The sequence below is a fragment of the Bacillus sp. FSL L8-0099 genome (assembly GCF_038006385.1).
Taxonomy (GTDB): domain Bacteria; phylum Bacillota; class Bacilli; order Bacillales; family Bacillaceae_G; genus Bacillus_A; species Bacillus_A toyonensis.
In genome coordinates, this window is the sequence record NZ_JBBOVC010000001.1 from 4,171,296 (window position 1) to 4,194,842 (window position 23,547).

Here is a 23,547-nt window from a genome sequence, read left to right on the forward strand (position 1 = left end):
AAGATTAGTATCGTAAATAATCATAAAATACAGTGGAATTTTAGTCAGCTTTTTTTATCTATCTCCACTGACTATTATCCTCTATTAATTAAGCTTTTATTGTAATCTACCTTTCGCTAACCACCAAATCCCACTTACTAACATTACGTCTAAGCAAACTGTAAATAAAAATAAATGTTTAGCGAAATCCCCTTCTCCACTTCCAACAAATGGGACCACATAAGAAATCATGCCAATTATAGCTACCGCTGTAAATATGTCAGGAATAAGCCGCTCACTATGCGTCTTAGCTCTTCTGTATTCTAGCAAAATTCCTAGTCCATATAAAACGTATAAAAGAACAATCCATATGAATCCATTTGGATGATATTGCTCTTTCACATGACTCCATAAAGAAAATGTCTCCACTTGAGTAGCGGGAACTGGATTATCTTTTTTCTCATAATTACCAAGAAAAGCAACCCCATCAACGGACGGTCGGATAGTCCAAGCATATTCAGCTGTTGCCTCTAGTTTACTCCAAAATCTTTGTGGATGCGTCAAATAAAATTTGGCGATATCAGGGAATTTTATTTTATTATATAATTCTTTGTGCAATCTCGGGTCTTCCTGTGGTATCGCTGCATTAGACCAAAAATGAGTTCCTGCATTTACAGCAAGTTCTGGATCAACTCCAAGATCACGTAAATCTTGTTCTGGGTTTGGAGAATCTTTAAGAACCCCATAAAATACTGTTTGATATATATTAATTTTATCAATCCAGGCAGGTGAGCTTTTATAACAAATGAAAGATAAAATTAAAAGTAATGCCGCCATTGATACAATTACACTTCTCCATACTTTATCCTTGCGTATAAACCATAGTCTAATAGTAAGTAATGCTGCTATAAATCCTGCTGGTGTATACTGCGTTTTAGAACAAGCTAGCATTATTGCTGATATATAAAACAAAATAACTAACCAAATAGACGGATGTTTCTGACGCGCAAGTTGTATTCCTAATGCAATTGTTAAAAATAGAAACACATACGTTACAGCTTCACCATACATAGAATTAAAATATAGTATGTATCCAATATCTGCAAAAACAACAATTGTTAACGTTACAAGAAAACCATTCACGATTTTATTATTCGTTTTATTCAGTTTGACAATTAGATATAGTGCTAGAAGAAAAATCATAATATATTCGACCGCTAGAACTCGTATATCAAACCAAGGTCCTGGTAATATTTTACCAATCCATAAAGCTGGAACCATGAGAAACAACTGCGAAGAAACATAATCACCTGCAGCTGGATTCACATAAGCATATAAATGATGGATAAATGAAAAGTATTTATCTACCCTCGCTTCATTTGGATCTGGATAAGCCAATCCAATTTGAATCATAATACGTTCAAAGTCACCATTGTCAGCGAGACCAACAATAGGCTTAATAAGTAATAAACCAATCATTACTATTGCCGCAACAACAACTGCTATAACTTCCCATTTTAACCACTTTGTCTGCATTTTTTATCTCCTTTATATGCATGCCATTACGTCATCGTTTTTTGCCAGACAAACATGCAACTAGCATTATCCTTCCAGCTCTTTTTAAGTGTAAATTACAACCTATTTTGTCATATTTTTAAAAAAAGAATCTAGAAATACGAAAGCTTATAGTAAATATACCTCTTTATTTACTATAGCTTTCACAATATAAAAATCAACAAAATTTTACATCATCTACCTTAAACTGTCAATTGTTAATCTGATCTTTCAACATAATATTTTATTTATTAATTTAAATATTAGCTTCTTTCAGCAATAAAAAATTCAATTGGCCTCTTATTAGGACGTCGTTCGCACTAATAAGAGGCGAGGGATGGATACCTCCACTACTTATAGTTTCACTTTATTACACTTGTTTTGCATCGCTGTAGTTGCTTCGCTTTCAGTAGAATTTCCAGTAACATATAGATCCCCCTCTACCTACTACCTACTACCTACTACCTACTACCTACTACCAGCGATTCTCCTTTTTATCTATTTCAGCACTTGCTTGTTTATCTACTGGATAATCTGCAAGTTTTAATATCCAAAAGGTCGCCACCACCACAAGCCCCTATAACCACTACTATCCCTAGCCAAGTTAATATTTTATTTTTCCGCTCTCGTCCCCCCATCTGTATTTATTAAAACCTCTCGCAAAATATTATATAAAAGACCGTGCCCTTATAAGTAATCCTTCTAAATATAGACTTTATATCCTAGGGAGTTGAATGAGCCTTTAATTTACAAAAAAATTTTACTTCTCTACAAAATAAAAAGGCAAATGAATCATAAAATTCATTTGCCTTTGAATGAAACTTTTATTTTTTAAAATTAGTATTGTTTCTAGATTTCATCGTCAGCTTTGCTATTTATACTCTCAGCTAGCCTTATGTTCAAGTCTCAACTTATCCGCAACCATTGCGATAAACTCAGAATTCGTAGGTTTTGCTTTTGACATGGATACTGTATAACCATCGCTATATCAAGGCGTTTTGTATTTCATAACAATTATTAAAAACCTCTATTTATTGGCTAGAAGTGTACAATCTATTGCTTATCTAAATTTAATTGTACCCCTATTTGAAGTACCTTCAATTATATTCAGACATTATTTTTTAGCCTGTTGAATACTTATATATAACTTATTAGTAATCTATTACAACATAGGATGAATCCAACTTCCTCGCAGCTGAATAATAGTTAATCACTTACAATTTCCTACAAGAATTTTTTTGCTTTATTCTATAATTTTATTAAATCAAAAATAAACTCTATTCAAATACATGAGTTATCCTTATACACCGTTTCTAATGTAAGGTAGTAAGTGTTAGAAGCTTTCCCTTGTCCTACTGTAACAGATAGTAAACCTTTTTCTTTCAGTCCCTTTATTGCCTTTGACGTTGTATTACGGTTAGCACGTAAATAGTCCTGCAACTGATTATATGATAACTTCACTGGTACTTTATCAGCTTCTAAGTCTTTCATAATGTATAGTAACAATAGTTCGGTTTTATCTAAGTTAGTACGTTTGAATAGTGCCAATAATAGACACCTTTCTTCCTTATTATATGTTTTAGTACTTACAATAATGACACCTAGCCTTCTATATAGCACAAATTAATTACTACAAAAACAATAAAAACTTCCTCTTAACTGTGGGGTAATATTAAAAAGACTTATGTGAATTACGCATAAGTCTTACTTTTGTTACTCATAATTAATTATTATTTGTCTTCGCAATCACATAAGCTAGAAAACAATTCTTAAAATGATGAACCAATAATGCCCGACTCTACAAAATAGAATTGATATCTATTAAATATAATAATCAGGATTTTCTTCCATTTTTATTAAAAATTCTTCTAAAGAATCCTCTATTTTCGTTGAACCATAATATATAGGTCATTGACCTAATTCATTTTCCTGCTTAAATTTAATTGTTAAAAAGCTAATCTCTGATACTTCAAAAAATACTAGTGATTCTTCATCATCGAAATCGTCGAAATTAGGATTATATTCATAAATATCTTGTCTTAAACGAAAATCTGCAACAGAAGATGGGTCCATGAATCTGTTAATAAGAGTCTTATTAATCTTTAAAAATCCATAGCCAATTTCCTCATAGAAACGTTTTAATTCTTTTTGGAATTGCATTTTCAACAAATCTTCTGCTTCTGCTATCTCTTCTTTTGGTAAAGGATAAAAAATAGGTGTTTGATTAGATTTAATACTCTCGTCTGCTACAATGTGTTTTTTCAAAAAATTAAACATGTTTTAATTACCTCCTTATTACAGAAGGGCTGTTTTCAATGCTTCCCCAAGCATTGTATTGAAATCATTATATGTGTTCATCACTGTGCCAGATGGTTTATCGAGTTCTAGATAAGTACTGTCTGATAAGTTTTTGCAAAACCACGCAATATTTGAATCCCCAAAGAAAAGATACTCTTTTTGAAACTCATTTTCATACCAAATCTCATTCGTGTCTATAAAGCCGCAAATTTGTTCATCTTTTTCTGTTTCTAGTAAAGGAGAATCAACTCCGTAAAGTACCAGCCCATTAAAATCTAAACCATTTATAATTTTAAGAAACTCTTCGTATGCACTTGGTAAATCAACATTAAATTTCTCTTTTGCATGTTCTCTTAATTTCTGAACTTCGCTATCTGTTGCTGGTGTACTTAGTTTATCATTAAAACTTTTCTCTATTTTTTCAATTTCTAAAATCAGATTTTTCCACATATAAATTTCACCATTGCTTCAGCTTGAATCTGTTCAAAAATTCCTTTCTCATTTCCCTCATAATTGTCTAACATTCTTAGGATTTCTGAAACTTTTGTGTCCATGCTGTTAACTCCTATCAGTTATTTTAAGGACTTTCTTTTACATGTCCGCTTTTGAATCCCATACCTCTACAAATTCAAAGCCTTTTAAATCACTCTCTAAAACTGCATTTCTAAATTCGTCAGACACTAAAACAGTAGAGGAGTGTAATCTTTGATTTAAATAGGTTTTAAATATTATCTGCCCTTCAACTATATTAGGCAAAAATGCGTATTTTTCGAAACCTATTATTAATCTTGTACTTAGTTTTTCAAAAACTGCTTTATTGTAGTCAATTGCATCAATTGTATTTAAAACGTTTATTAGGTAATAAACTTCACCTGTAACATCATGGGTTAGCGGAAGGAACTCAACATTATTACAAATTAGAGGTTCTAATACCTCTTTTGCTTTTCTACTAACCATCGGCGTGCCAAGTTCCCCCCAGAACATAGGACAATCACTATGGTTATCTCCTTCTACACATTCAACAAGAATTTCTCCCCATGAATCAGATAGCTTTATTGCCAAATCAATTTTTTCATCGAAATATTTTTTACGGTCTTCTTTCAAATTTAATAGTTGAAAAGATTTATAGTTATCAAATAAACTTTTTAATTGCCAAATTTTCATCTTTTTTCTCCTTTACTATTTTTCTAGCATAAATAAAATTATTCCTTCTTCGGTTTATTTAATTTTAATTTACCATTTACAATGGCAAAACATACTATGTAACAGCAAATGAAGCCTATGTATATGTGAGGTAGTAGGTAGCAAAAAAGCAGAACCTGATGAAAGCTGAGGTTCTGCTTTTTTATAATGTCTGTCAGCTTTTGAAAGTCAATTTAACTACATATTTGCTTCTGAATCCCATATCTCTACAAATTCAAAACCTTTTAAATCACTTTCTAAAACTGCATTTCTAAATTCATCTGCTACCAAAATATAGTTCGGGTGAATCTTTCCATTTATATACAATTTAAAAAACATTTCATTTTGAACAACACTAGGAATAAATACAAATTTTTCACAGCCTATTATTAAACCTGAACTTAATTTTTCAAATATTGTATTATTAATATCAAGTGCATCTAACACACATAAAACGTGAATAGCATAGTATTTTTCGTTTGTTGTTTTATGAATTAATGGTAAAAATTCAACATTATTGCCTACTAAGGGTTCTAATACTCCTTTAGCTTTCTCACTAATTATTTGTACACCAGATTTCCCCCAAAAAATAGGACAATCACTTTGATACCCTTCATCTATAATCTCAATAAATTTAACTGTCCATGAATCTGACAAACTCACTGTAGAGTTAAAATCATTTTTAAAATATTTTTTGTCCTCTTCATAATTTAATAATTGAAAAGTTTGATAATCACTAGTTGAACTTTTTAATTGCCAAATCTTCATATGTATATTCTCCTTCACCATTTATTGACATATAGTTATTTCTTTGGTTCATTTAATCTTATCTTACCTTCTAATAAATCTTGTCTTATTTTGTGTAAAACTTCAGCTACATCAGCTTGAGTACCACCCATTTCCACAACACTATTTAGTCGTTCTGTTACTTCTCTTATATACTCTTTAGAATGGCTACCTATATGCAGTACTTCAGTGGTCACATAATCATTCACTTTATACGGTAAAAATACCCCATTGACAGCAGCATCATGGTGTATTCCAATCTCTTTTAATAATTCCTGTACTTCCACAGCCCTACCATCATTCCAAGGTACAATATGATGTGCCGCATTAGGATACGGTGGTGGTTCAATCCCTGCTTCTTTAAGTTCTGCACGCAATTTTTGAGATGCTGTATACGAATCGGGATAATCATTTTTCACATCTACTCTATCAAGAACTTTATCTGCATATTCCTTTATTACTTCTTGAACATCTTTGACCCTACTTCTTCCACCAGTTTTGGAAAACATAAATGTATCACGGGCTTCTTGTAACATTTCAGAAGCTTTTCTCTTTGCACTTCCAAAGCCACTAGCACCTGCGAATGCAAAGCGTTCTGTCAACGGTAATTTATTCGGAGCAGAAGAGATTCCTGTAGAAAACTTTGCTAGATTTACACCTTCACCGAGTGTAGTTACTTTCCCTACATTGCTTATCCCTTTATCCCCAATCCATCCTAACCCAAATTCCATAAAAATACTTGTTCCCCATTTTGTACGACTTTCCGCATCACCATGCCAAACATCATTCATAAATGAATCCGAAAAAGTATTACACATAGTATATGCCGTCTCTAGAGGGTGACCTATAGCATACTTGATATTTTCTTTTGTTACTGTATCGTCTAGTGAATTGAATCCTTCTACAATCTCTCCGATAACTTGCCCAGAACCAACGTATATACCGTCCCAAACTTTTCTAAGCATAGATTTTTCAAGGGAGGTATCATCATACATTGCCTCTTCTTCGATATTATCATCTGATAAATTGTCATTTAGAAGATTGCTAGCTTGGCGTGCCCTATCTTCTCCAATCGCTTGAATAGCAGTTGTCCACTCCATATTCAACCCTTGTGTACTAAATGTACCACTCGCAGGACTAAAGCCTTTTCCACTTTGTACCTCTGCTAAACCTGTCGCAATGCTCGCGGCTAGTTGGAGTGCAGTATCATAATTATTACTAGAAGTATAATTAAATTCATATAGATGTTCTAATTTTTCTTGCAGTTTTTTCCTCATGACAGTAAAAAGATTCGCCATAGCGTCCATACCTGGGATTGGCATAGTTTGACTGATGGCTTCCATACTTGCTTTCATTCGGTCAATTTCTCGAATTTGTTCTAATATTTCTTGTTCGATTACATCTGTGGAAGCGACTTGTGATTGAAATTGACTTGGAAAAGCATCATTCTGACGAATTAACTCTTCACACAGATAAATGATTCCTTGTGCTAAAGGACGAAAGGTTTGTACAAAAAATGATTTTGCACTGCTATAAGTTTGTCCTTGTAGAACAGTATCAATTGCAAAGGTGTCAATCGACTGAATGACTTGTTCCATACCTTGAATGGTAGCGTTGCATACAGCATTCATACTTTGAGTTTGGCGTTGTACTTCTCCTAAATACATGTTTAAACTCATGCCTTGCCCTTCCTTCTTTATACAGTATTTCACAAGAAAATTATACCATGTAGAATTTTTTCACTGTACCAAGTATTTGAATTTACTAAACAGGTAGAATTAATACGATTAGTTATATAATTGAAAATAAAATTGTTAAACAAATGTTGAGAAATATCGAAATTCAATTTCCATTATATTCTATTCTTGTTATCATTTAATGTAAGACTATTCAGAAAAGGAAGGGATTACATGCACGTTCCAGTGAAGGGGAATGAACAAGTTACAAAGTTACTTAATGACTGGTATCAAGCTATACTACAATACCAAAATATACAAGCAACAAACTTAAAACAAGAAGTTGAAGATAAGCTTTCCAGTATAAAAGAAGATAAAAATTTATTATTATACTATTCATTATTAGACTTTAGATATAAAGTACTAACCGATGGACTTAACATTACAAAAGATAGCTTTAATGAAATTAACTCCTTTGATATACCTGATAACAGTTTTTTATCCTATTATTATCACTTCTTCAAAGCTATTCACAGCACAATTCTTGCAGACTATAATGAAGCAAATGAATACTTCGGAAAAGCAGAGAAACTTTTAATGTACACACTGAATGAAGTAGAAGAAGCAGAATTTAATTATAGGTTGGCATCTTTCTATTACCAAACTTATAAACCCCTACCATCTATTTCATATGCTAACAAAGCAAAAGACTTTTTCAGCAAAACTAACTGTTATAACATTAACATTGCTTTATGTGAAAACGTCCTAGGCTTAGCATGTATACAGATAAGACAATTTGAACAAGCAGAAGAACACTTAAATAAAGCTATTGATATTGTTAAAAAGATTAATAACACGGAACTACTGTTACGTATTAGAAATAATTTAGGCTGGTTATACGCAAATCAAAACCTTTCAGATTTAGCTATCCGTCATTTATCAGAAGTTACAGAACACCTTCCAAACCATTATAAAGCTATATTCTTACAGGCTAGGGAATATTATAAATTGGGTGAACACAACAAGGTTGATACACTCATTGAAAAAGGGCTTGCAGCTTGTACTAAGATAGAAAATAAGGAATACGTACATCGCTTTAATATCTTGAAGGAAATGAATAATGGTTCTGATTCTCTAACGTTGGAAAGTGTTGTTTTAGAAGGAATTTCCTACTTCGAAGCAGAAAATTTAACACGTTGCGTACAAGAATACACGGAAATATTAGCAACTATGTTTTATAAGGAAGCAAACGAAAAGAAGGCAAGTAGGTATTTTTACATGAGTAATGAAGCAAGAAAGAAATATGAAGAAAAAGGGGCGTTAGTATAATGAAAAAGCTTAAAACAGTACTACTATTATCGGTTACGGCATTTAGTTTCTTAGCAATGGCTGAGGGTGACACACCTGCACCACAAAGACCTGACTTATCGTATAGTCACGGTCATACTGGTGGTTCTCCTGAATATACACATGGAGAAGGTTGGTCTCCATCTTACACACACGGAGAACCTTGGGGTATAGCTGATGGTAATACTGGTTCGCCAACTTATAATAAAGGTGACACACCTGCACCAAAAGCTTAACTGTTTCATAAAGAAAGTCATACTACTTGTATGGCTTTTTTTTATTGTTCCATATTCTATATTTCAATTTAATTAACTTTATATAGGTTTAAATTTCTTTAAATCACTTTATTTTCACTACATAACTGCACTTCATAAATAAAGCTTAATAAAGCACCCGCTTTAAAATTAAATACAAATAAAGTAGGTTACGCATTTCACTTATACAACAAGGAAAGGCAATTAAAGTTTAATAAAGATAATTGAAGTATATTAAACTTATTTAAAGAAACGGCCAGTTTAAGTAATAATAAAAAGACACCCGTTAAGGTGCCCTTAATTTATAAGTGCCTTCGTTTCCGCTTGTAGCCCGTCATTAATATAACTATAGAACGTATCTATTAACTTTTGCTTATGTAGCTCAGGGGCATGTTCAAGCATGTCTATTATATCCTTATAAGCATTACACACTTCTGTAAGTGTATATAGGACTTCTTCAGCCGTCATACCTACCTTTGCTGCTTCTACTATTATATCGTCCATAAAAAAGGAATGGTCTTTGTATTCCATTTCATATAGTAGTTCCGTGAATACTTCCTTATTTAACAGTTCTGCATTATCAAGCCTGTATACTGGGTAGCCGAATGTGTCAGCTACCCTTTCCTGTATTAAAGTAACTATAATTTTATTTATCATTGTTATAACCCCCACCTTCCATTTCACATAATTATCCCTTTATATATTTTTCTTTTAAACTCATTTACTTTTTTCTAATGCTTTATTCAATTTTTCAATATGCTATAAAAAGGCATATGCTTTTTCCTTACAACTTTCCGTTCATTATACTCCTAGTGCTGTTTTTAATTCAATGGTAGTAAGATGAAAATCTCCTAGCTAAAGAAGTAATTACTTTCCCAAAACCTCAACCATTTAGAGTTAATAAAAATATTGTGTAATTTTTCAAAAGAATCATCAAAAGCGAAATACAAAAAACTTGAACCAACCTTTCTCATTACTATCAATCTTTATTAATCTCTACTAGCAACTGTTAATAATTTAGAAAAGATTGCTAAGACGACATAAAAAGAGACGTACAGCAATTTGACCTTTGCTATACGTCTTTCCATCTACTATACCGCTAGCACTTGTTATATTTAGCGGTAGGAGGTGACAAATGCCCCCACTAAAAGAAGTAGTAATAATTTTATTATATCCAATATATAAACCGCTTACCAGTCCGAGGTTTTTAGTCCCGTCGCAAAATTTTTTTAAAGAGAATAGCTATTTACAAAGATGAAATTCTTGTTATACCCTTACCCAAGTTTAGAAAAATGGTGCATATTTGTTTCAGACATCAGATGAGGTATATATTAAGGTGACTTCCCCCTTGCACCCCTTCCTTCAAAATAAAGAATATATGAATTACCTACCGTTCACTCTAACCCAACTAACACCTTCAAATAGCGGCTTCGGTCTGACTTCATATTTACTTATTACATGTTTGTATATTGTCTTGTACTATGTATGTATTTGTATGTATTACTGTGTAACTATACCTATGCGTACTGCACACCTGCCTTGCCCATTATCCTCGCTATGCCCTTGTCCCCTACATAGTGTGATTGCAGTATAGTGACTGGGAATAGTGTGGTACTGCTGCTGTGCTAGATGGTACTTTAGGTGGGCTTGGTATATAAGGTACACCTTTGTACATACCTACTACACAAACGGCGGTATAGTACAAGGTAATTATGCAGATTATTTATTTAGCAACTGCGTGGGGGTGTTAGGGTGCTTTATTACATGCTATCCACCAAGTAGAAAAGGGGAAAATGGCCCAGCCTGAAGGGGCGGAATTTGCGGGGTGTAGTTTAGCCACATTTAAAAGACGACTAAAAGAATACAGAGAGCAAAAAGGAGTTTCCTAGTTCTATTTCATAACTGGTCTTTAAATTCTCTTCAGGAACTACAAGGGATAATACTTGTGGTTTCCTACTAAGCCATACGGGACAAAAAATACCCACAAACGTATATGTAACAAGGGCTGGACAGCTATCACCACCTCAAAAAAAGATTTTCAGCATTCACAATTTATCACACAGGCAAGCTGTGCTATTTCACCTACTTGTTAACCTAATCTCAGAAGTTCTGTCAAATGCCTTCTAACGGGCTAATATTACAAATCTATATAAAAAATACTGCAATCCCTTCTAATTAAAGTGAGATTACAGTACTTTATACTAATTATCTTTGTTTATGAATGTTGACATACCAGAAGTTAATCTTTCTAATTCTCTAAGCGTATCATTAGCTAAAACTTGAGATGGATAAGAAGGAAAATCGTAACGCATAGAAGTGTAATTATATGTGCTGTTAATCATATTAGGACGGTTGATATATTTTCGATTTACAGCTTCGTCCCATGTAGCTTGTCTAAACTTATCTGCTTCTACTTTTTGTTTAGCAAATTCTTTCCCTACAATTGACACGCTTTCTAGCATTTCGCAAAGCACATTATTGACAAAGGGTGTAAAATCAATCTTCTGTATTTCAGCATTATCTTTTTTCATAGCTTCTTCAAATTCAGGGAAGTATTTTACTTTCAATTCAGAAAAGCGTTCCTCTACTTCTTTTAGAACTTGCTGTACAATTTCAATTTCTTCCACAGTATTTTTCATTTCCCTACGTAGGTACACGACTTGTGAAACATCACCTTTAAATAATTCTAATTCCTTAACAAGCTTTACCTGTTCAGTCATTAATTGTGTTAATTCAGTTTCAAGCTGTGCCTTCTGTTCTTCAATTTTAGCAACTTCTTTTTCATAGTTTTTGTAAACCTTTTCGCTATTTTTAAAGAACTTTAATTCCGCTGCTATTTCTTCAAACGCTTCTTTATTTACCGTGAATAATTTACTTGTGTCCTTCAGTTTTTCCATTAGTTAATTCCCCCTGTTAGTTTCTTATACACATCCATTTCAATTTGACTTACGCCCTTTTCACTTAGCACGGTTAAAAGCCTTGAATGAACATTAGGTGAAAATAGTTTACTGCCCTTCTCATACTCGTAAAACTCATCTAAGTTAATTCCTATGCGTGCCGCTAGTTCTTGCCGTGTTAGTCCTATACGTGTACGAATATATGGCAACATAGCTGGCGTTACCGTTGGAACATATGGAAGGCTATTTATATCAATCCCAATCATTTATTTAATGCCCCTTTCATAATTACACTCGTTAATTTCTACGTTGTTTAATTTCCATAAGTTTCCTGTATGAATCAATCTCAAATCTATCGACTCTATATGCCCTCAGTAATTCACATACTTTTGAATAAACCAGTGGACTAAAATCTGTGACTTTGCCGTTCTCGTAGTCACTAACCATTTTTTGACTTACAGATAACTTTGCAGCTACATCAGATTGAGTCAGGTTCCTACTCAAACGAACCCACTTTAACATATGGGGCTTTATCTCTGGCTTATATTTTAAGTTTTTATATTCATTTCCAATCATTATTAAATCCCCCTTTGTAGGTAGTTTCATTAGTTCCTTCCCCTTCTGCTAATACGAAAAATAACCCCTACACCACATGACATAGGGGCTACTTACCAAAAGCACAACTTAAAGGGGAATGAGTTTAAGAAGAAACAAAAAACCACACACAATAAAGTATGCGGTATATCATAAATCCCCCTATATCAATGTGTGTGACAAACATGTCATTTACAGGTATACTTTAGAATCATTTTTCATTTCACACTATGTATGACAAGGATTTATGTTTCCCTCTTCGTCAAGTGTATTTTAAACGTACTAGAAATTTCCGCCTAACACATCGCTGTATATTCTAACGTGCTTATCTAGGCAATTACTCATCATTTCATGCTTTTGCCTTGTATGTCTCTATTTTTCTTTGAACGAACTATATAGAACCAGTCCCACAGTCTTATTATACTTTTAATTTTTTCTCTCATTTTTATATGCTTCAAATGCAGGATTTAAGACAAGCTGCAACAAGGTTTCTACTACAAGCCTATCCCTTTCAAATGCCGCCCAATATATATTCATCGTCCCCTCTTTTTCTTGGAAGAATTGTTGCCTATAACTAGGGATAGAAGCAAATAGCTTTTTATAATGTCGCTTAATTCTTGCTTTTACTTTCCCTTGTCCCACATACAATACTTCTCCATTACCATTTTGAATTACATACACTCCAATAACATTACTAGGTACATTGTCATTTATTATTTTATGTGTTACTTCCTTACATTCCTTCTTAAAATCCACCTGAAACACTGACCATTTAGAAGAACTTAATGGTAAAATCTCCTCAGATACTAAAAGCTGTTCTAGTTTATCCCTCATATTCTTTCTCCTATTCATATTTCCTATATTTAAAACCATTCGTTACTTTGCGTCTTAAATATCATTATCTCGTATACTCTACTCTTTATATAGTGCTTAATTCTTTAGATTGTTTCTACACTTCATTTGGTTAATTTATTTTAACTTAATTAGTGGAAAACGCTATAAACTAGCACTTTTCTTTAATGGTGATATTGACTGAATGTCTTGAGGGTTTTTATCATGTGGGAACGATTATGGAACACGGCTGGAAGGCAGATTTATCCGCTACTTTGAAAGGCTACAAAAAAATAATCAATCAAAATAGATGGATAAGCGTCTTTGTTTTCGCCATGCGGTCACTTATAAAGTATCCGTATGTATAGACCCCGTTCACTCAGCGATTTTCACCGCATACACCCTTTTTCTATGCTTGTCCTTGTAATATCGTCCCTACACGACAAACTGAATGCATTCCCTAGCACTGTAATGCTAACGATAACCACCCGAACCTTTTAGAGAATCGTCCTTGGGCAAGTTCTCACCCACCCTCACCAGATGAACAGGAATCCAGTGAGGGGTGCTGTTTTTGTAAGCGTATACTCTGTACCCCCTGCACGACTAACAGCTAGCCACGCCATAAAAAGTTCCCGCTAAATGTATGGCAGTACGGAATTACGGCTTATCAGTTTTTATATACGTGGTATCAGGCAATTCCACGTTCGGAATTACCGCACACCAACGCCACTAATCGTCTAAAAAAGGCAATAAGAAACCACACCCCTTGCTATCCATTTTTGAAAAATGGTATAATACAAGTGCTGAATGTACGGAATATCCGTTATTTAGTTTTAAAACATGATTTTTAATTTTGAGTCTCCAGCGGCAACTGGAGACTTTTTCTTTTACTTAAAATTTCATACTTGCTAGAGGTGAATGACGTTGATATTTATTTTTAATCTCATCATCAGTAAAATCTAAATACGCCCTTTGCGTTACTTCTACCGATGAATGACCTAATACCCTAGACAAGCTAAACCAATCACCACCATTAAGAATGTAATACTTTGCAAAGTTATTTCTTAATTGGTGAGGTGTGAAATGTACTCTTACCTTTTTACCAATACTTCTAATACTCGCTTCAAAATTATTAACGTTTAACATTGTTCCTCTTATCGTAGGGAACAAATACTCTGCATCACTAAATCTATCCCTATACTTCAACCAACGCTTTAAATCGTTAGCCATGATATTAGAAAAATAAACATATCGTTGTTTCTTATTTTTCGGATTCGTAATTAGAACACTTTTATTTTTTATATCCAGGTCTTCGGCTTGCATATTGCAACATTCTCCTGCACGTATACCTGTATCTAAAATAAGTTTAATCATGACGTAACTTCTAAACCCATGGAATGTACTTATATCAATTGAATACAACACACTTTCTTTATTTCATCTACTGATAACAATATCTTTTGTTTCCGTTGCGGCTTAATCGATTCAATATTGGATATTGGATTCTTAGCAATATCCTCTTCAGCTTCTAAAAAGTTGAAAAACACCTTAATATTGCGAAGATAATTAGCAATCGTTGTTTCACTAATGGTCTTTCCATAATCAGTTCTACGTGTTGGATAATTAATTTGTTCACTAGCTGTATTAGATGTAAATGTGTATTTACCACGTTCCCTTAAATATTTAATATACGTCCGAATATGAAGGGGTTTTACCTTATCAACATCTGTAATCTTTAATTCTCTTTCTAAATATGAAGCAAATAACTTCAATGTTTGGTCATATGACCGAATTGTTTTCCTACTTAGATGCTTTGAATCGCAATGAAGTAAAAAGTTCTCAACATTCATCTGAAAGTTATTCATACAACAAAAAAAACCTCCTAACTATTGGAATCAAAATTTCAATCCAATAAATAGAAGGTTTTTAAATTAACCGCCAATTACCTATGTACTTTATTGCTTACATACGTAATTCGTTGGTTATTAAATGTTGTTATGAAATACGCTTAACATCTTGATAATACAGCGTTTACGAAGCCTTATGTTCAAGTCTCAACTTATCCGCAACCATTGCGATAAACTCAGAATTCGTAGGTTTTGCTTTTGACATGGATACTGTATAACCAAATAAGGACGAAATAGAATCAATATTTCCACGGCTCCACGCTACTTCAATCGCGTGACGGATTGCACGCTCGACACGGCTCGCTGTTGTATTATATTTCTTTGCAATATCTGGATATAATACTTTCGTAATAGACCCTAGTAATTCGATATCATTGTACACCATAGAAATCGCTTCTCGTAAGTACATGTACCCTTTAATATGAGCAGGTACACCAATTTCATGAATAATACTCGTAATACTTGCATCTAAGTTTTTCGGTTTTCCATCTATTGTTGTTGCTGATCGGAAAGATGGTAATGGACGTTTAATAGTAGCATTTGCCTTGCCACTCACTTGACGAATATGACTAGTTAAATTCTCCATATCAAATGGTTTTAATATGAAATATGAAGCACCTAGGTCAACTGCTTTTTTCGTCACATCTTCTTGTCCAAATGCTGTTAACATAATTACGCTAGGCTGTCTTAACCTTTCAATATGTCGCATTTTCTCTAGTACAGCTAAACCATCTAAATGTGGCATAATAATGTCTAAAACGAGTACATCAGGCTGCTTATCTGTTAATAAGTTTAAACACTCTTGACCATTATAAGCAGTACCGATTACTTCCATATCATCTTGAGCAGCTACATAACTCTCTAGCATTGATACTAATTCTTTATTATCATCCACAAGACATACTTTAATTTTCTCCACAGCTTTTCCTCCCTTACCGAATCGATTCTCCGACATGTGTATCCTTCTAGGCTACATGAATTGTTCGACAATTGTGTGAAAATTCCCTTTTAAAGTTTGTTACTTTCCGATAAAATCACAAAAAAATATGTTTATCGTTCATTTATTCCCTTTCGCAACACATTCCATCATAGAAATACAACGAAACGTTCAACCCTTTGCTTATATTTTACAACAAAAAACATCTCTTGCGGAGCTTTTACAAAATTTCAACGAATTTTTCAATAGAAAAGCGAGCTAATGAATAAATTAGCTCGCTTTTTTTTCTTGATCATAAATATTAATTCCAGCCTCATGTAACATCCATTCAATATGAACACCGTACCCTGATGTTGGATCATTGACAAATACATGTGTAACGGCTCCGATTACTTTCCCGTTTTGTACAATTGGACTTCCACTCATCCCTTGTACGATACCACCTGTTTTTGCTAATAAACGCTTATCTGTTACTTTTATTACCATACCTTTTGTAGCTGGAAATTTTTGCGGTACCGTACTAACAACTTCAATATCAAATGCTTCTACTTTATCTTGATCAATAACTGTTAATATTTTTGCCGGTCCTTCTTTTACTTGATGAGATAATGCGATAGGCATTGCTTTATCCATTACGCCGTTTGTCATATTTGTATTTAATTTTCCAAAAATACCATACGGACTATTTATTGTAATATTGCCAATCACTTCACGATCTGGTGAGAACCTTGCTAACTTCTCTCCTGGATTCCCATGACTACCTCTTTCAATCGATGTAACTGTCGAACGCATAATTTGTCCATCTTCAACTTGAATCGGCTTTTTCGTATCATTATCAGAAATGACATGACCCAGTGCTCCGTATTTCATAGAATCTGGATGAACAAATGTCATTGTTCCGATTCCAGCTGCCGAATCACGAATATATAAGCCAATACGATAAGACGATTCCCCACTGTCTTTTTGTGGTGTTAATTTCGTGCGAATGTATTTTCCATCTCTTAACAAAACAAGGTTAAGTGGTTCACCTGTTTCACCACTACTATGAATAAATGGTGCGACATCACTCATTCTTTCAATTGTTTTACCATTAATTTCAGTAATCATATCTCCAATTTGCACACCAGCTGTTTCACCAGGAGATATTTTACCTTTTTCAGTTTGAATTAAATGATGGCCTACAACAAGTACACCTTTTGTGTTTAATTTCACACCAATTGATTGTCCACCTGGAATAACTTTAAAATCTTTTAATACTTTCACATTTACTTTTTTTACTGGAAAACCAGCGATTTGGAACACCATGTCCGCTTCACCATTTTGATGAGAATTTACCATAAGTCCTTGTTTTTGTTCATTCGAACTCACTGTAAATACATGGCTATTTGTAGATGAAGCTTTAAAAACTGGTAATGAAGCTATTTCTGATTGTTGTCCTTCAAAAACAACAAGTTGCTTCGGGGATGAAATAAACGTCCGAAGCGGCTTAAAACATCCAATAAAAACTAAAGAAACAAGGAGACAAAGACCTATTATTTTTCGAAATCTTTCTAATTTCAATTTGTTCACTCTCCTCGCTCCTACCCCACATTCAGCCTCTTGGCTTCACTTTTTAATCTCTCCTTGCAGTGCTTTATTTATAACCGGAAGAATTAAGAAATCTTCATTTGAGAAAAAAAGCTATCCATTACTGGATAGCCTCTGCTGTCTGTTTAAAATGATGCGCTTGCGTAAGTAACTCTTTCGCATGTTCTGTCGTTAAATCTGTAATTTCCACACCAGAAATCATTCGAGCTATTTCTGTTACTTTATCCTCCATAGTTAAAACGGTAACTGATGTAATTGTCCGATCATTCGCTACCTGTTTTCGAATAAATAAATGCGAATCCGCCATTGAAGCTACTTGAGGTAAGTGCGTAATACAAAGCACTTGTGAGTTTACTGATACACGATAAATTTTTTCCGCAATAGCCTGTGCAACTCGACCACTCACACCAGTATCCACTTCATCAAAAATAACAGATGCAATACCTTGATGTTTAGAAAAAATACTTTTTAAAGCTAAAATAATACGAGATAACTCTCCACCAGAAGCGACCTTTGAAAGTGGTTTTAACGGTTCACCGGGATTCGTTGAAATATAAAACTCCACGTGATCATAGCCGTCCGCCGTAAGGTGCACCGGTGCGCCTTCCACAAGAGGTTCTTCTGCATTTCCTTCTCTCTTCATGATTCTCACTTCAAATTTCGTTTTTTCCATATATAGTTCTTTTAATTCTTGATGAATAGCATTTGTAAGATGCTCTGCAAGTTCATGACGCATATTACTTAACAACGTTGCTTCTTTCAGAATAACACTTTCTAATTCCTTTAACTGCTTCTTCGTCGCTTCAATATGAACGTCTTTATTTTCAATCGTAAAAATTTCTTGCTCAATTTTATCAGCATACGCTAAAATCTCTTCTACATTATTTCCATATTTTCTCTTTAGCATACGAATTTCATTTAAACGTGTTTCAATTTCATCTAGACGATTCGGATCATATTCCATCATATCGAGATTTTCTCTAAGTTGATACGCAACTTCTTCTAATAAGTAATAGCTATTTGCAATTGAATCATGATTTTCTTGATATACTTCATCTAAATGTGTAATACTCTCCATTTGTCCCATTGCACTTCTTACATTATCTAATCCTTGTCCGTCAGCACTTAACGAACGATATGCATCGCCTAACGCTTTATAAATCTTTTCAAAATTAGAAATTTGCAATCGTTCCTCAGTTAATTCATTTTCTTCATCCATCTTTAAATCAGCCTTACGGATTTCTTCATGCTGAAATTGAATTAAATCTAAGCGATGTGCCATTTGTTGTTCATTTTCACTTAACGATTTCAATTGTTTTTTTAATTTCTCATAGTCAGCGTAAACAGTTTGATATATATCCAACTGTTTAACAATACGCTCCCCATCAAAATGATCGAGCATAAACAGATGTCGCTCTTCATTCATTAAGTCTTGCGTTTCGTGCTGTCCATGAATATCAACAAGCGTTTTGCCAATCTCTTTTAATATACTAAGGGTAACAAGTTTCCCATTTACACGACATACACTTTTTCCGTTTGCAGCAATATCACGCTTCAAAATAATCATGCCGTCTTCTATTTCTATATCTAACTCTTCTGCCTTTTCAATACATGGATGCTTGTCGTCTTCCACATAAAATAACCCTTCTATCTCAGCTTTTTCTGTTCCGTATCGAACAAATTCCGCTGAACCACGGCCACCTACAAGTAAACTAATCGCATCAATAATAATCGATTTTCCAGCTCCTGTTTCACCGCTTAAAACTGTTAAACCTTTTTGAAAAGAAATATTTAATGCCTCAATAATAGCAAAGTTTCTAATCGATAATTCCGATAACAATGCCCCATTCACCTCGTTATAAACTAATCCCCTACTAAGGGCTTTTCTCAGTTCTTTATTCAAATAGTCATACTATATGTTTGTATGTACTCTTCTAACCCGCTCCATTGTACCAAACATTCGTTTTACGGGTCAATCCACCTATTTTCTAATTTTATTCAAACAAAATATTATATTACAATTAAAAATTCACATTTTTAACCGCTAAAAAAATCCTGTTCACTTTCCACTTTACAGAGGAAAGCAAACAAGATTTTTTTGTTACAACATATTTAAGAAACGATCAGAGACAACACCTGTATCCTCAGGTGTACGGCAAATAATTAAGCAAGTATCATCACCACAGATGGTTCCGATGATCTCATCCCACTCTAAATGATCAATAAGTGCTCCAAGTGAATGAGCGTTACCAGGCAATGTTTTTAGCACAAGCATATGTCCTGCCGTGTCTAATTTTACAAATGAATCCACTAGATTTCGTTTTAATTTTTGTAACGGGTTAAACCGTTGATCTGCTGGCAAGCTATATTTATAGCGACCATCATGTAATGGCACCTTCACTAAGTGCAGTTCTTTAATATCGCGCGATACTGTTGCTTGCGTTACATTAAATCCCTCATTACGTAAAATATCAACTAATTCATCTTGTGTTTCGATTTCTTTGTTCGCAATAATTTCCCTGATTTTAATATGGCGCTGACCTTTATTCATACATTTGCACCTCACACTATCTCTTACCATAGTTTAAACATTGGTATACTTCACTTATTTATGTTAACTTATAATTCGTTACTTGTACACAATTGTTTTTACAATCATTATACAATTACAGCAAAAAGAGGAACAACATATGTTATTCCCCTTTTCCTTTTTGTTTTAGAACGTCATGCGCTTCTGTAACAACTTGCTCAATAGAAATTGGAGAATGATTTTTGCCACTCTCATCACGTTCACCATGCCATTTTAAATGAATTAAGAATTCAATATTACCATCTCCACCCGTAATCGGTGAGAATGTTAAACCTTCTACATCATAGCCTTCTTTTAAAGCAAAATCGACAATCATTTCCACGACAGCTTCATGCACTTTTCTATCACGAACAATGCCTTTTTTCCCAACTTGCTCTCTTCCAGCTTCAAACTGCGGTTTAATTAACGCTGCTACATCACCGTTAAGCATAAGCATTGTTTTTAAAACTGGCAGTATTAGTTTTAATGATATAAATGAAACATCTATACTAGCAAATTGTGGTAAACCACGCTCTAAGTCTGCTGGTGTCACGTAACGGAAATTTGTACGTTCCATTACGACAACACGCTCATCTTGACGCAATTTCCACGCCAATTGATTATATCCTACATCTAATGCATAAGATAGTTTCGCTCCATTTTGAAGCGCACAATCTGTAAAGCCACCAGTTGATGAACCAATATCTATCATAACTTTATCTTGTAAATCTAGATGAAATGTCTCCAGTGCCTTTTCAAGTTTATAACCACCACGGCTTACATACGGCATAACTTGTCCCTTTACCGTAATCTCTGTATCTTGTGGGATCTTCTCTCCTGGCTTATCGAGTCTCATCTCATTCGCATATACGAGTCCAGCCATAATAGCACGTTTCGCTTTCTCACGTGTTTCTATAAGCCCTCGCTCTACTAATAGTACATCTACTCTTTCTTTTTTTGCACTCATTTGTTACGCCCTTTTTTGTTTTGATGGAATCATTGTATGAATACGGTCTACAACAGCATCTGTCGTTAAACCAATTTCTTCTAATAATTTTGTTACACTACCGTGCTCTATGAAACGATCTGGAATACCCATTCTTTCAATTAATGCACTATGGTATCCGTTCTCAGATGCAAATTCAACTACTCCAGTTCCAAAACCACCGATTAAACAAGCTTCTTCAATCGTTAAAATCGGTATATTTTTTCCTAAGAGATCATGTAAATACGCTTCATCCATTGGTTTAATAAAGCGAGCGTTCACTACTTTCACTGAAACTCCAGCCTTTTCAAGACGCTCTGCTGCTTCCATTGCCATTGGAATTGTCGTACCAAATGTTAAAATAGCTGCCTGCGTACCTTCTTTTAACGTTTCCCATGTGCCGATTGGAATTGCCTTTAATTCTTCGTCCATATGAACGCCAAGACCATTACCACGTGCATAACGTAAAGCGATTGGTCCATCTTCATATTGCATCGCCGTATACACTAAATGTTGCCCTTCATTTTCATCTTTTGGCATCATTATTACCATATTCGGTAAATGACGTAAAAACGAGATATCAAATACACCTTGATGTGTTTCACCGTCTGCTCCTACTAATCCAGAGCGATCTATTCCGATGAAAACATTTAAATTTTGACGACATATATCATGAACAACTTGGTCATATGCTCTTTGTAAAAACGTTGAATAAATTGCTAAGAATGGTTTCATCCCTTGCGTTGCCATACCTGCTGCCATTGTTGTAGCATGCTGTTCTGCAATACCTACATCGATCATACGATTCGGGAATTCCTTTTGGAATTTCTCAAGTTTCGATCCAACAGGCATTGCAGGCGTAATTGCAACAATACGCTCATCTTCTCTCGCCAACTTAAGTACTGTTTCACTAACAACAGCACTCCATGCTGGTGCAACTTCCTTCGGTTTAACGAAGTCACCTGACTCAATTTTATACGGGCCTGTTCCATGCCAAGTTCCAATTACGTCACTCTCAGCTGGTTTATAACCTTTTCCTTTTTTCGTAATCACATGAACAAGTACTGGACCTTTTGTTTTCTTTGCATATTGCAACGTTTCGAATAACTTTTCATAATCGTGCCCATCGACTGGACCTAAATATGTAAAGCCTAACTCTTCGAAAAAGACGCCTGATACTAGTAAATATTTAAGACTATCTTTTATTTTCTCTGCTGTTGCAGCCACTTTTCCACCGACTGCTGGGATTTTTTTCAATATATACTCTAGTTCATCTTTTACCCAATGGTATTTTCCTGCGGTACGTAAACGACCAAGTACATTATGAAGCGCACCAACGTTTGGTGCAATTGACATTTCATTGTCATTCAAAATAACAATCATGTCTGTTTTTTCATGCCCAATATGGTTCAATGCCTCTAAGGCCATTCCACCTGTTAAAGCACCATCTCCAATGATTGGTATAACATATTCTTTCGTTTTCTTTAAATCACGTGCTAAAGCCATTCCCATTGCAGCAGATAGTGATGTCGAGCTATGACCTGTTTCCCATACATCGTGCTCACTCTCACAACGTTTTGGAAAACCACATAGACCTTGATATTGCCTTAATGTACCGAATTCCTTCGCACGTCCTGTTAAAATTTTATGTACATAGGATTGATGTCCTACATCCCATAAAAATTTATCTTTCGGACTATCAAATAATTTATGCAGAGCAATTGTGAGTTCTACTACACCTAAGTTAGGTGCAATATGTCCACCTGTTTGAGAGAGCTCTTCAATTAAAAATTTACGAATATCCTCACTCAATCCCTCTAGTTCACTGATAGACATATCTTTCAAAAAACTAGGGTTTTGAATTTGCGTTAGATCCACATGGATCACTCACTTTCATTTCATAATCTGTCAACATGTCAAATATTATAAAAAACATTTACACAACACAAGAAATTTTCTTTTCTATCCTTTATCTTACCCTGCTATCAACTAGTCTATTGTGCCCTAATCCTATTATAAACCATATTTCTTTATGCGTTGAAAAAAATAGCCGCTAACACGAAGTGATAACGGCAATGTAATCTACATATATTTTTGCCAATAACAAGAAAAGAAAAACCTTTTCCTACATTTATATCATAAAATGATGAATGACTCAACAAAT

19 protein-coding genes and 4 pseudogenes are annotated in these 23,547 nt (G+C 34.1%); 3 read left to right on the forward strand and 20 right to left on the reverse strand.

Annotation, left to right across the window (positions count from 1 at the left end; all coding sequences use genetic code 11):
• Nucleotides 1-96: 96 nt before the first annotated feature.
• The 8 genes and pseudogenes from wsfD to MHH42_RS21120 form a co-directional block, all read right to left on the reverse strand.
• The gene (gene wsfD / locus MHH42_RS21080; RefSeq protein WP_340894045.1) at nucleotides 97-1,515 is read right to left on the reverse strand and encodes a glycan biosynthesis hexose transferase WsfD; all 1,419 of its coding nucleotides are present in this window, start codon (nucleotides 1,513-1,515) and stop codon (nucleotides 97-99) included.
• A gap of 901 nt (nucleotides 1,516-2,416) precedes the next feature.
• Nucleotides 2,417-2,512: pseudogene (locus tag MHH42_RS21090) on the reverse strand (sporulation initiation factor Spo0A C-terminal domain-containing protein); the annotation flags it as partial.
• Between the two features lie 302 nt (nucleotides 2,513-2,814).
• Nucleotides 2,815-3,081, reverse strand: coding sequence for a winged helix-turn-helix domain-containing protein (locus MHH42_RS21095; protein WP_070173757.1), 267 nt, complete (start codon nucleotides 3,079-3,081; stop codon nucleotides 2,815-2,817).
• Between the two features lie 273 nt (nucleotides 3,082-3,354).
• Nucleotides 3,355-3,810 (reverse strand): annotated as a pseudogene (locus MHH42_RS21100) (SMI1/KNR4 family protein).
• A gap of 18 nt (nucleotides 3,811-3,828) precedes the next feature.
• Nucleotides 3,829-4,281: a YrhA family protein gene (locus MHH42_RS21105; protein ID WP_070173758.1), complete on the reverse strand. Its 453-nt coding sequence runs from the start codon at nucleotides 4,279-4,281 to the stop codon at nucleotides 3,829-3,831.
• Between the two features lie 141 nt (nucleotides 4,282-4,422).
• Nucleotides 4,423-4,995 carry an imm11 family protein gene (locus tag MHH42_RS21110; RefSeq protein WP_070173759.1) on the reverse strand — a complete coding sequence of 191 codons (573 nt, stop codon included), beginning with the start codon at nucleotides 4,993-4,995 and terminating at the stop codon, nucleotides 4,423-4,425.
• A gap of 216 nt (nucleotides 4,996-5,211) precedes the next feature.
• Entirely contained in the window at nucleotides 5,212-5,781 is a 570-nt protein-coding gene (locus tag MHH42_RS21115; RefSeq protein ID WP_070173760.1) for an imm11 family protein, read from the reverse strand.
• A gap of 35 nt (nucleotides 5,782-5,816) precedes the next feature.
• Nucleotides 5,817-7,478 carry an AHH domain-containing protein gene (locus tag MHH42_RS21120; RefSeq protein ID WP_070173761.1) on the reverse strand — a complete coding sequence of 554 codons (1,662 nt, stop codon included), beginning with the start codon at nucleotides 7,476-7,478 and terminating at the stop codon, nucleotides 5,817-5,819.
• Nucleotides 7,479-7,709: 231 nt separating this feature from the next.
• Between MHH42_RS21120 and MHH42_RS21125 the strand changes: the two genes are divergently transcribed.
• Both MHH42_RS21125 and MHH42_RS21130 read left to right on the forward strand, forming a co-directional pair.
• Nucleotides 7,710-8,804, forward strand: a complete 1,095-nt coding sequence (locus MHH42_RS21125) for a Rap family tetratricopeptide repeat protein (protein ID WP_070173762.1) — start codon at nucleotides 7,710-7,712, stop codon at nucleotides 8,802-8,804.
• Nucleotides 8,804-9,058, forward strand: coding sequence for a hypothetical protein (locus tag MHH42_RS21130; protein WP_000734398.1), 255 nt, complete (start codon nucleotides 8,804-8,806; stop codon nucleotides 9,056-9,058). Before MHH42_RS21125 ends, MHH42_RS21130 begins: the two co-directional genes overlap by 1 nt.
• A 315-nt stretch (nucleotides 9,059-9,373) precedes the next feature.
• Here the strand turns inward: MHH42_RS21130 and MHH42_RS21135 are convergent, their stop codons facing one another.
• Nucleotides 9,374-9,733, reverse strand: coding sequence for a hypothetical protein (locus MHH42_RS21135; RefSeq protein WP_070173763.1), 360 nt, complete (start codon nucleotides 9,731-9,733; stop codon nucleotides 9,374-9,376).
• A gap of 1,094 nt (nucleotides 9,734-10,827) precedes the next feature.
• Between MHH42_RS21135 and MHH42_RS21140 the strand changes: the two are divergent.
• Nucleotides 10,828-10,965, forward strand: a pseudogene (locus MHH42_RS21140) (recombinase family protein); the annotation flags it as partial.
• Between the two features lie 312 nt (nucleotides 10,966-11,277).
• Here the strand turns inward: MHH42_RS21140 and MHH42_RS21145 are convergent.
• From MHH42_RS21145 to dxs, 11 genes and pseudogenes are all read right to left on the reverse strand, one after another.
• Nucleotides 11,278-11,973, reverse strand: coding sequence for a hypothetical protein (locus tag MHH42_RS21145; protein WP_070173764.1), 696 nt, complete (start codon nucleotides 11,971-11,973; stop codon nucleotides 11,278-11,280).
• A complete protein-coding gene (locus MHH42_RS21150) occupies nucleotides 11,973-12,239 on the reverse strand; it encodes a helix-turn-helix domain-containing protein (protein ID WP_070173765.1) in 267 nt (88 codons plus the stop codon). Before MHH42_RS21150 ends, MHH42_RS21145 begins: the two co-directional genes overlap by 1 nt.
• A 31-nt stretch (nucleotides 12,240-12,270) precedes the next feature.
• Entirely contained in the window at nucleotides 12,271-12,549 is a 279-nt protein-coding gene (locus MHH42_RS21155) for a helix-turn-helix domain-containing protein (protein WP_070173881.1), read from the reverse strand.
• Nucleotides 12,550-12,993: 444 nt separating this feature from the next.
• Nucleotides 12,994-13,401, reverse strand: coding sequence for a GIY-YIG nuclease family protein (locus MHH42_RS21160; RefSeq protein WP_070173766.1), 408 nt, complete (start codon nucleotides 13,399-13,401; stop codon nucleotides 12,994-12,996).
• An 888-nt stretch (nucleotides 13,402-14,289) separates the two neighbouring features.
• A pseudogene (locus tag MHH42_RS21165) lies at nucleotides 14,290-15,263 on the reverse strand (tyrosine-type recombinase/integrase).
• Between the two features lie 166 nt (nucleotides 15,264-15,429).
• Nucleotides 15,430-16,224, reverse strand: a complete 795-nt coding sequence (gene spo0A / locus MHH42_RS21170; protein ID WP_000411416.1) for a sporulation transcription factor Spo0A — start codon at nucleotides 16,222-16,224, stop codon at nucleotides 15,430-15,432.
• A gap of 288 nt (nucleotides 16,225-16,512) precedes the next feature.
• Complete coding sequence (gene spoIVB / locus MHH42_RS21175; protein WP_002048975.1) at nucleotides 16,513-17,811, reverse strand: SpoIVB peptidase; 1,299 nt, start codon at nucleotides 17,809-17,811, stop codon at nucleotides 16,513-16,515.
• A 118-nt stretch (nucleotides 17,812-17,929) separates the two neighbouring features.
• Nucleotides 17,930-19,669 carry a DNA repair protein RecN gene (gene recN / locus MHH42_RS21180; protein ID WP_000947740.1) on the reverse strand — a complete coding sequence of 580 codons (1,740 nt, stop codon included), beginning with the start codon at nucleotides 19,667-19,669 and terminating at the stop codon, nucleotides 17,930-17,932.
• Between the two features lie 261 nt (nucleotides 19,670-19,930).
• A complete protein-coding gene (argR, locus tag MHH42_RS21185; RefSeq protein ID WP_001032581.1) occupies nucleotides 19,931-20,380 on the reverse strand; it encodes an arginine repressor ArgR in 450 nt (149 codons plus the stop codon).
• Between the two features lie 142 nt (nucleotides 20,381-20,522).
• Nucleotides 20,523-21,365, reverse strand: coding sequence for a TlyA family RNA methyltransferase (locus MHH42_RS21190; RefSeq protein ID WP_001274740.1), 843 nt, complete (start codon nucleotides 21,363-21,365; stop codon nucleotides 20,523-20,525).
• 3 nt (nucleotides 21,366-21,368) lie between these two features.
• On the reverse strand, nucleotides 21,369-23,261 hold the full coding sequence (gene dxs, locus MHH42_RS21195) for a 1-deoxy-D-xylulose-5-phosphate synthase (protein ID WP_000366442.1): 1,893 nt from the start codon (nucleotides 23,259-23,261) through the stop codon (nucleotides 21,369-21,371).
• Nucleotides 23,262-23,547: the final 286 nt, after the last annotated feature.